Genomic DNA, 6,639 nt, shown 5'->3' with positions numbered 1-6,639 from the left:
GAATCTTATGTTCGGGTGGCCGAGACAGGCAACGCCTTGTTTTGCTTGTCTCCGCTCCCGAACGTTCCTGCCAACGGAGATCACAAACAATCCAAAATCCTGTCATCGTGCAACATTAACATCTTCAGACTTCGCAATCCGCGACATAAAATCGTTGCTCACCCGGTTGCACGGCAAATCGAAATCATGGGACACCTAAACATTTGGCAACGAGCAACCTTTTCAAAACCAACACCTTAAGTACGACGGCATAAAACAAGATATCTCCTAACTTTCAAAAGCCCTCAACAGGCCCCAAAATAAGAGTTGCGATGGCGACGAGGTCTGCTCTAAACTCTTTTCATTGCGGATCGAATGATGGCTCACAATCGGCCATCTTAAATCCAACGTCGTGCTTTTTTAAGAAAATATCGGTACTCCGAAACTTGTGCGATCGGCATACGCCCTGATCACTCAAGCAATCGATCCCTATCCTGAGATCCTTCCCGATCGGGCCGAGGCCATGCCTTAAACCCGTTCAGGAATTCGACCACTTTTCCATCGCACAAACGATCAACATAACGATTCCGCACACAAGCATAGCCCAGATTAGTTCGAACTCGCTTAAAACGTCGTGTTAACATCTGCGAATGTTACTCCAAAAGCCTGGAGCGACCCAACGCGGCGTCAGCTTGGCAAATCAGCCGGAGCCTCGTGATGAATGACTCACACCAGGGACAGAGACGATCACGCCGCGTGCCGTTTGGCTCGAGACGCCGGCGCCTGATGCCGGCCGGTTTGGAGCGGCTCGAGGACCGGCTGGCCCCCTCCGGCGATCTCGGCTATGCGTTGAGCTTCGGCGGAAGCAGCCAAGACCAGGCGAATGAGGTCGCCACCGATAGCACGGGCAATATTTACGTAACGGGACAGTTTCAGGGGACGACCGATCTCGACCCCGACCCGGCCAACGCGGTCAACCTGACCAGCGCCGGGAGCACTGACGGCTTTCTGGCCAAGTTCAGCCCGTCCGGCTCGCTGCTCTGGGCTCGCAGCATGGGGGGAACCGGCGTCGACCGCGGCACCAGTCTGGCAGTGGATGCCGCGGGCGACATCGTCGTGGCCGGTGAATTCTCCGGCACCGCGAGCTTCGGCGTCTTGCCGAGCCTCACCAGCGCCGGATCCAATGATGCGTTTATCGCCAAGCTCGACTCGGCCGGCAACTTCCTCTGGGCGAAACGAGTGGGGGGCACCGGCGCGGACGTGGCCCGAGACCTCGCCGTGGATGCCCAGCGCAACATCGTCGTCATCGGTGACTTCACGGGAACGGCCGACTTCGACCCCAACGCCGGTACGGTCAACCGCAGTTCTCAGGGGAGTACTCAGTCCGACGTCTTCGTCCTGAAGCTCTCACTCAATGGGACCTACACCTGGGTCCAGAACTTCGGAGCCTCAAACGTCTCCGATCTGGGTCAAGGGATCGCCGTCGACGGCGCCGGGAACGTCTACGCCACGGGCGTGTATCGAGGAGGCACCAACGACTTCGACCCCGGCGCGGGGACCGTGACGCTCCCCTTCGGCGGAAATACCGATGCGTTCGTCTCGAGATTCAGCGCCACGGGTGATCTGGTCTGGGCCAAGGGCTTTGGCTCCATCCAGGCCGAGAACGCCTCAGCCATCGCCGTTGACGCCGCGGGCAACGTCTTCGTGGCCGGCACCTTCGCCGGTGCGGTCGACTTCAACCCGAACCCGACGGCCACCTTCAACCTGTCGAGCCAGGGGACCGAGACCAACGGCGCCCCGATCGCCGATATCTACATCACCAAACTGAACAACCTCGGTGACCTGGCCTGGGCCGGCCGGATTGGCGGCCTGGCAGGCGCGGAGACGGTCGGCGACCTGACCCTGGACGCCCTGGGCAACGTCTACCTGACCGGCACCTTCATCGTCCTGACCGACTTCGATCCCGACCCGGTTCAAGTCTACACGTTGACCGGTTCGATTACCGCCGGCCCTCCCGCCTCCGCGTCGACCGACGCCTATGTCCTCAAGCTGGGCAACGACGGCCACTTTCTCTGGGCACGCGACACCAGCGGCCTCGGCCTCGAACTTGCCCAAGGGATCACCACCGACGCCCTCGGCCACATCTACGTCGTGGGCGGGTACACCGGCACCAGCGACTTCGACCCCGACCCCGTGAATACCGCGTTGCGAACGAGTACGGGGAGCACGCTTGACGCCTTCTTGCTCCAATTCTCCTCCGGGACCGTCGTCCGCCGCCCCGCCACCGACGGCTACGCCATCGACGCCAACAACGATGGGACCTTCGAGTCGGTCGACACCATCGACAGCTTGATCTGGACCCGGGACGGGCTCTCGCCCAGTTGGCGAGGGTTGATGGAATACGACCTCACGGGACTCGACGCGGGACTCAGCGTCCGAGCGGCAACCCTGACGGTGAACACCGGAGTCCTCGAGTACAACAACATTCAGAACGGCGTCGACATTGGCATCTATGGCTATGCCGGCGATGGCACGCTCACGGCCGCTGATGCCACCACGCCGACGATTCTCCTGGGCCAAGCCTTCAACGTGGACCTCGGGACTCTCACGATCACGCTCGATGCCACGGCCCTGCAGACGCTCTTGACGAGCAGTTCGAAGCCGGGCCTGGTGGTCCGCTTGCTCCGTGGTGACGGAATTGCGCTGAACAGCTCGGAGTGGGGCTACAATCCCCCGCCGACGCTCGCACTGGAACTCGACTCGGCCGCGATCCAGTCGCCCCGGTCGCGCAACGACATCTACTACTTCAACGAGGACACCACGCTAGCCGTGCCCCTCTCGGCCGGCGTGCTCGACAACGACGACACCGACCGGGCTCCCCTCACGGCCACCCTCGTGACCGGCCCGCAACGCGGAACCCTGGTCTTCAACTCGAACGGGACGTTCAGTTTCACCCCACCCCTAAATTACAATAGTGCCCAGGATCCGAACCCCCTCACCACCTTCACCTACCGGACCAACGATGGGACAGCCGACGGCAATCTGGCCACCGTCTTCCTGTTCGTCGACCCGGTCAATGACGCGCCGGTCGCCGTCACCGACAGCTATACCACCAACGAAGACGTGCAGATCACATTCACGGCGCCCAGCGTCCTGCTCAACGACACGGACATCGACGCCCCGACGCCCCCCAACCTCACCGCCTCGCTTGTGTCGAATCCGTCGCACGGCACGCTGACCCTCTTCGCCGACGGCACGTTCTTCTACCGGCCGGCAGCCGACTACAACGGCCCCGACAGCTTCAGCTACCGTGCGTATGACGGCCAGGCCTTCAGCGATCCAGTCACCGTCAACATCACGGTCCTCGCAGTCAACGACGCGCCAGAGTTCATTCTGGTGAGCTCCACGGCGGCAGCCAGCGAGGACGCCGGCCCCCGATCCTTCCCGAATTACATCACCAGCATCCGCCCAGGGCCACTGACGGCCGTCGATGAAGCAGGTCAGCTTTTGCAATTCGAGGTGACGGTCACCGCCACCACCGGCGGGCTCACCTTCAGCCAGGCGCCCGCGATCGCGCCGGACGGCACGCTGACCTTCACCACGGCCGCCAACTCCAACGGCACCGCCACGATCCGAATCGTGCTGGTCGACAATGGAGGTACGGCCAATGGCGGAGTCGACCGGAGTACCGCGAGGACCGGCACCATCTCGATCTCCGCGGTCAACGATGCCCCGACGGCTGGCAACGACAGCTATAGTACGCCCGGGGGCACCCCGCTGACGGTCACGACCCCGGGCGTCTTGAGCAACGACACAGATGTCGAAGGCACCGCCTTAACCGCCATTCTTGTCACGGCGCCCGCACACGGCAGCCTGACTCTCTTGAGCAACGGCGGATTCACCTATACGCCCAATCCGAATTTCTCGGGCATCGATACTTTCACATACTCAGCCAAAGATAATCTGACATCAAGCAGCCCGGCCACGGTGACGATCGAGGTCATCCCCATCGCCACCTTCATCGATAATGGTCAGCCGGCCTACAGCCAGACCGGCCCCTGGACCGCAGCGGCGATCGGCGGTTACGGCGGGTCGGTCGCCTATACTGCCGGCGGCGGGAGCACGGCCACGGCCACCTGGGAACAAACGGGCCTCGCACCCGGCTCGTACGAAGTGCGGGTGACCTGGCTCGCCGGCACCAACCGCGCCTCCAACGCCCCCTACCGGATCTATGACGGCAACACCCTGATCAAAACCGTCAGGATCGACCAGCGCAACAACCCCGCCGGGGGCGTGACCGCGGGAGGAGCGGTCTTCCAGAACCTGGGTACCGTCGCCATCACCGGCAGTACCCTCCGCGTCGAGCTCGGTAATGATGCCGATGGCTACGTCATCGCCGATGCCGTGCGCCTGGGCGAACCGACCCCGTTCACGCCCGTCTTCGGCGACGACGGACAGCCGGGCTACAACCAGGCTGGACCTTGGGTGAGCTACTCGGGCGGGTACGGCGGCACGGCCCGCTACGTCGCATCCGGCGACGGATCGGCCACCGCATCCTGGCAACAAACCGGCCTCGCGCCCGGCTCATACGAAGTGCAGGTCACTTGGATCGCCGGCGGCAACCGGGCCTCCAACGCCCCCTACCGGATCTATGACGGCAACACCCTGATTAAAACCGTCAGGATCAATCAGCGCAACAACCCCGCCGGGGGCGTGACCTCAGGGGGAGCGGTCTTCCAAAGCCTCGGAACCGTCGCCATCACCGGCAGTACCCTTCGCGTCGAGCTCGGTAATGATGCCGACGGCTACGTCATCGCCGATGCCGTGCGCCTGGGCGAACCGACCCCGTTCTCGCCCGTCTTCGGCGATGACGGACAGCCGGGCTACAACCAGGCAGGCCCCTGGGTAAGCTACTCGGGCGGGTACGGCGGCACGGCCCGCTACGTCGCGTCCGGCGATGGATCGGCCACCGCATCCTGGCAACAAACCGGCCTCGCACCCGGCTCGTACGAAGTGCAGGTCACCTGGCTGGCTGGCGGCAACCGCGCCTCCAACGCCCCCTACCGGATCTATGACGGCAACACCCTGATTAAAACCGTCAGGATCAATCAGCGCAACAACCCCGCCGGGGGCGTGACCTCAGGGGGAGCGGTCTTCCAAAGCCTCGGAACCGTCGCCATCACCGGCAGTACCCTTCGCGTCGAGCTCGGTAATGATGCCGATGGCTACGTCATTGCCGACGCCATTCGCCTGGGCGAACCGACCCCGTTCTCGCCCGTCTTCGGCGATGACGGACAGCCGGGCTACAACCAGGCAGGCCCCTGGGTAAGCTACTCGGGCGGGTACGGTGGCACAGCCCGCTACGTCGCGTCCGGCGATGGATCGGCCACCGCATCCTGGCAACAAACCGGCCTCGCACCCGGCTCGTACGAAGTGCAGGTCACCTGGCTGGCTGGCAGCAACCGCGCCACCAACGCCCCCTACCGGATCTATGACGGCAACACCCTGATTAAAACCGTCCGAATCGACCAGCGCAACAACCCCGCGGGGGGCGAGACCTCAGGGGGAGTGGTCTTCCAGAGCCTCGGAACCGTCGCCATCACCGGCAGTACCCTCCGCGTCGAGCTCGGTAATGATGCCGACGGCTACGTCATCGCCGACGCCATGCGGATCTCGGCCGCCAGCCCGCTCCGCGCCGAGGGGGGGCCGAATCCGAATCCGCTGCCAACCGGACCTCAGCTCAAGCTCGACGACCTACCCCAGATCGTCGACGCGGCGCTCGCCCGCTGGCGGGACGCCGGCGCCGATGACGCTCGCATCGAGGCCCTCCGCTCCGTCCCGATCCGAATCGCAGACCTCGCGGGGGATGAACTCGGCTTCGCCGGCGCCGACGGGATCACGATCGACCGGGATGCCGCCGGCTACGGCTGGTTCGTCGACCCGACTCCCGACTCCGACTCCGAGTTCACCACCGGCGTGGCAGGCCCAGCCGCCGCCTTGATCGACCTGCTGAGTGTCCTGGAACATGAGTTCGGCCATCTGCTCGGCTTCGGCCATAGTGACCACGCGGGCCTGGACGACCTGATGGCCGAGGCCCTGCGACCCGGGGTCAGGCGGAGGGTTTGACTCTGAGTTGGGTGACCGAACGTCCCCGCCCGCGTCCCGTCCCTCGGCCCCGCCCTTTCAACCAGGGCATGGGAACCATCGGCTCAGAGGGGATTTCACGACGGATTCCGAATCAGCCGTGATTCCAGAGAAACTGAAGATGGCCTGATCCGGGTGGTTAAGGCGAGTTGTGCTTGGCTTGGCCACCCAATCCATCTGAAAAATTGTCGATCCCAGTCGCACATTAAGCGTTTCACTCCGTATAGCCAGTAACTTCTGAGCGAGTACCAAACGACGGAAGCTCACCGCTCAATCGGTCGCGCTGTCTCTCGAATTCGGTTGTCCCCGAACAGATCGGAGACAAGCAACTCCCTCAGAAGTAACACCTTAAACACGGTTGCAGGAAACAGCGACAGATGCTGGACTCCGAAAAGCCATTTCAGGCCCCAAAATTAGAGTTGCCATATCGACAACGGTTGCTCTAAACTCACTACCCTAGCAAATGATTGGATTGATCAAACCAATCATTTGAGCCCCAACCTCGTGCCTTTTAAA

Annotated in this window: 1 protein-coding gene; it reads left to right on the top strand. The window is 62.9% G+C overall.

From position 1 onward, the window contains the following. Nucleotides 1-696: 696 nt before the first annotated feature. Nucleotides 697-6,105 carry a golvesin C-terminal-like domain-containing protein gene (locus tag V5E97_RS09220; protein WP_406699030.1) on the top strand — a complete coding sequence of 1,803 codons (5,409 nt, stop codon included), beginning with the start codon at nucleotides 697-699 and terminating at the stop codon, nucleotides 6,103-6,105. Nucleotides 6,106-6,639: the final 534 nt, after the last annotated feature.

It is taken from the genome of Singulisphaera photorubra (assembly GCF_045290345.1).
Lineage (GTDB): Bacteria > Planctomycetota > Planctomycetia > Isosphaerales > Isosphaeraceae > Singulisphaera.
This window is presented reverse-complemented; position numbering and strand designations above follow the sequence as displayed.